The organism is Vibrio genomosp. F10 str. 9ZD137 (assembly GCF_049974785.1).
In the GTDB taxonomy this organism is placed as follows: Bacteria; Pseudomonadota; Gammaproteobacteria; order Enterobacterales; family Vibrionaceae; genus Vibrio.
In genome coordinates this window covers 1-3,646 of record NZ_JBNGCJ010000277.1, presented here as the reverse complement: position 1 = coordinate 3,646, position 3,646 = coordinate 1, and the positions used below count along the sequence as shown (strand labels likewise).

Genomic DNA, 3,646 nt, shown 5'->3' with positions numbered 1-3,646 from the left:
GGCCGTGACCATCACGACCTTACCTATGGTGGCCGCGAGTGCTGGCACCCAATCTTCTATCTCGATACTGTAATCACGCGAAGGAAGATGTATCCCCCAGCGTTTGAAACTCATGATACTTAAGTCGTGATTTAGAAAATCTTCACGGCTTTTAAATTCTTTCGCCTTACGACGCATATCTCTATAAAATGTCTTATTTTTCTTAGACATAATGTATATCCTTATTGGGAATTGAGGCTTGCCAATTCCGACCGCACGTCACTTATGCAGGTATACCAACCTTCGGTTAGTACGAGGCGACATCCCAGACGCTACCTTGCTCCTTAATGGTGTAAATTAAGAGGACGAACAGTGGTTGGCTTTACTCTGTGGTGAAAATGAGAGGGCCAAAGCCTTCTCGAATGAATACCATTTATTCGTCAAGGCAATACTAGGTGGATGTTTCATTCCACAAATTGATTTGGATTAGTTTAAGAAACGAAGATTGGTTTAAAGTGTAACTTTTAGGCGGGCATGTTAACTAGTGCACAGTTTTATTCTTGAATGTAAGCATTTTTAGACTAGCAGTTGGTGGTGAATAAATGAAAACATCGGATCATGCAGCTCGTACTGAGCAACTTTTTGGTATTCGTGGTGAAGATATACACCAGTGGATCGACGGTTTTTTTGACCACAACGGTGTTGAACACTCGCACCGAATGGCGGAAAATGTCGATTTTGACCCGTACGATCATCGCCGATTCCGCCACTGTAAAGAAGCACTAGCAGAGGCGTGCTTGGCGTTTGGTGACAAATACACCCATGCCCAAATTAAAAATGTGTTTGAAACCCATATCCGAGATGACTACGAAGGGTATTTGCCTTCAAGAGCGGATTTTCAAAATGGTACCTTTACCGCAAAATACCATGAAGCGACCCATTCAGGCGCGTTGAACGAGGTTTTGGATACCACCGAGTTCGCCGACTACTTTGAGGGGCTACGCGCATCAAAAGACGATCATTCCCAACCGCTTAGCAAATTTAATTTTCGCATTGTCCTCCCCACCGTTGCGGCGATTGTTCTGTTTGTGACGTCTATTTTTTACGTGATTCTTCCTTTAGTCGAACATTCGTTGATGAATCAAAAACGCCAGATGTTGCAAGAGCTTACGTCATCGGCGGTGAGTATTGTCGATAGTTATGTTGCCCTTGAGCAACAAGGGGTACTCACGCTTGAGGAGGCGCAAAATCGGGCCGCGGCTGACATCAAAACCATGCGCTATGGCACCGATAACAAAGACTATTTTTTCATCACAGACATGCATCCTAGAATGATCATGCACCCATATCGCAGTGACCTAAAAGGGCAAGATTTAACCCACTATTCAGACAGCGCCACAGCCAACGATAAATCGACGTTGTCAGAGCAAGAAAGCGCGGGTATCACATCGGTGTTTGTTGAGATGACCAAATTGGTGAACGCTTCTCAGCAGGGGTTCATCGAATACCAGTGGCAGTGGCATGATGATCCAGATATCACAGCGCCTAAGATGACTTATGTTGAAGGGGTAGAGCAGTGGCAGTGGGTGATAGGTACGGGTGTTTATCTGGAAGACGTTCAACAGGATATTCAAAAGCTGGAAAGTACGCTGTATCGGGTGTTTTTGGTCATTACCTTGGGGCTTATCGGTATCATGGGGTACGTCATTTCTCAGTCTAAAGCCATGGATGTGAGAAAAAGGAGAGCGGAATTGGCGTTGTATGAAGCCAAAGATCGCTATCGTGCGCTGGTTGAATCGTCAAACGAAGGCTACATTCTGGAAGCCGATGGGCATATCGTCTTTTCAAACACTCGTCTTCATCAACTGCTTGGCTATACCGATACCGAGCTAAGAGCGCATTCTATCTGGAAAAAACTCTTTTCTGCTAGCCCTCAAAATACCGACGTATTGCAACACTTACTGCAGCTTTTTAATGACGTGGCCGAGCCTGGGGAATACGAAGCGCAGATATTGACCAAAAGTGGCAAGCCTATCGATATTTTGCTGAGTACGTCTAAGATATTTCTGTCTGAAAAATTGGGTCACGTGATCTCATTTAGACCGATTGTCCGTAAAATCTATGGCACCAGTTTTGGTCCGGTAAACCAAATTACCGATTACCAAAAAGTGAGCAGTAATATAGTGTCGGAAATCGAACAGGGGATCAGTCATGGACAAGTGGTTGAGTCTCTTAACCAACTCCCCGACCTTATTCGAGAGATGATAGAAGTGGGCTCTCGGCCTGATTATCTTCGTCGCCTCATTGGCAGCACTTATGATGCAGCAATATGCCGCTTTATTGAGCTAACCATAGACGATATTGGTTCACCACCGGTTCCGTTTTCCTTCATTTCATTTGGCAGTAATGCTCGACATGATATGACGCTGTTTTCCGATCAAGACAACGCGATTGTTTTTGAAACCCCAGACGATGCGGATTTGAAATCCATTCGGCGCTATTTTCTCCATCTAGCAGAAAAGGTTTGTGGCATGCTCAACCATGCAGGTTACAGCTATTGCGATGGATTCATCATGGCCTCGAATCATCAATGGTGCTTGAGTCAAAAAGAGTGGAACGACAATTTTAGTCGATGGATTACGCAAGCCTCTCCAGAATCCATTCTTGAACTGAACGTATTTTTTGATATCCGCTCAACGTACGGCAGTGAAGGGCTAGTGGATGGTATTCAATCTCATATTCAACATGTGCTCAACAAGCATCCAGAGTTCTTCCCTATTTATGCGAAACACTGTTTGTCTTATGAACGCCCTCTAAATGCTGCTCAGGAAATCGAGACAGAATCCTACGAGGGTAAGGAATCACTGAATTTAAAAGATTGTTTACGTCCGATGGAGATCTTTTGTCGGATCTACGCACTTAAGCATGATATTCGGGCCGTGAATACCATGACGCGACTTAAAAGCATGCTGTTTTACAAGGAATTGGACGCTGAAACCTGCCGCGAAATGATTTATATTTTCGATCATATTTGGCAATTGCGGTTCATGAATCAGTTGGTCGAATACACCGACTTACGCAAAGTGAACGATGTGCTAGCGATCAATGATCTGACGGCTCTTGAAAAAGATAATTTGAAGAATGTACTGAGCCGGATCTCTTTGTTTCACGATAAAGTGACGCGTGATTATTTATGAGCCAATAACCTTTAACGCAACCTTGTCTGTCTGAAGTGATCAAGGGTTTGTATGTGCTCTGGGTGGATACCGCAACAGCCGCCAATGATAGAAGCACCTGAACCAAGCCATTGTTTTACAAACTCCAAATATTGCACGGGTGAAAGGTCATCACGAATGGCCGATAAACCGTCATTGGCCAGGTGATCATCCTGAATAGGGGTAAAGCCATTCGCGTAAGCCCCCAATTGCGCTTCTTTTCCATGCTCATTAAGTACTCGCTTGCTGACCTGTATCGCTTCATTCATGACTTCTGGTCGTGAGCAGTTGAACAATACGGCTTGAGCATTAGATTGACAGACGGACGTCATGACTTGTTCAACGCTTTCCCCTGAGCGCAATTTTGAAGAATCGTCTAAGTCATCTTTTAGGGTAAAGGCGTAATAAACCGGTTTATCCGATTGCGCGAGCAAGTCACTTACAAGTAGGAA

Annotated in this window: 3 protein-coding genes; 1 reads left to right on the top strand and 2 read right to left on the bottom strand. The window is 44.5% G+C overall.

What is annotated here, in order from left to right:
* A partial coding sequence (locus ACP45E_RS04755) for a DUF3360 family protein (RefSeq protein WP_141707226.1) occupies window positions 1-210 on the bottom strand: 210 nt, incomplete at its 3' end.
* A gap of 371 nt (window positions 211-581) precedes the next feature.
* Here ACP45E_RS04755 and ACP45E_RS04750 point away from each other — a divergent pair.
* Window positions 582-3,176: a DUF294 nucleotidyltransferase-like domain-containing protein gene (locus ACP45E_RS04750; RefSeq protein ID WP_017038881.1), complete on the top strand. Its 2,595-nt coding sequence runs from the start codon at window positions 582-584 to the stop codon at window positions 3,174-3,176.
* 11 nt (window positions 3,177-3,187) lie between these two features.
* On the opposite strand, the gene ACP45E_RS04745 is transcribed toward ACP45E_RS04750, so the two are convergent.
* Window positions 3,188-3,646 (bottom strand): homocysteine S-methyltransferase family protein (locus tag ACP45E_RS04745; protein ID WP_141707225.1); only part of this gene is annotated, 459 nt, incomplete at its 5' end.

What these genes read in the sequence shown, in the direction of transcription:
- ACP45E_RS04750 (WP_017038881.1), top strand. Translation starts at nt 582, where the DNA reads ATGAAAACATCGGATCATGCAGCTCGTACTGAGCAACTTTTTGGTATT.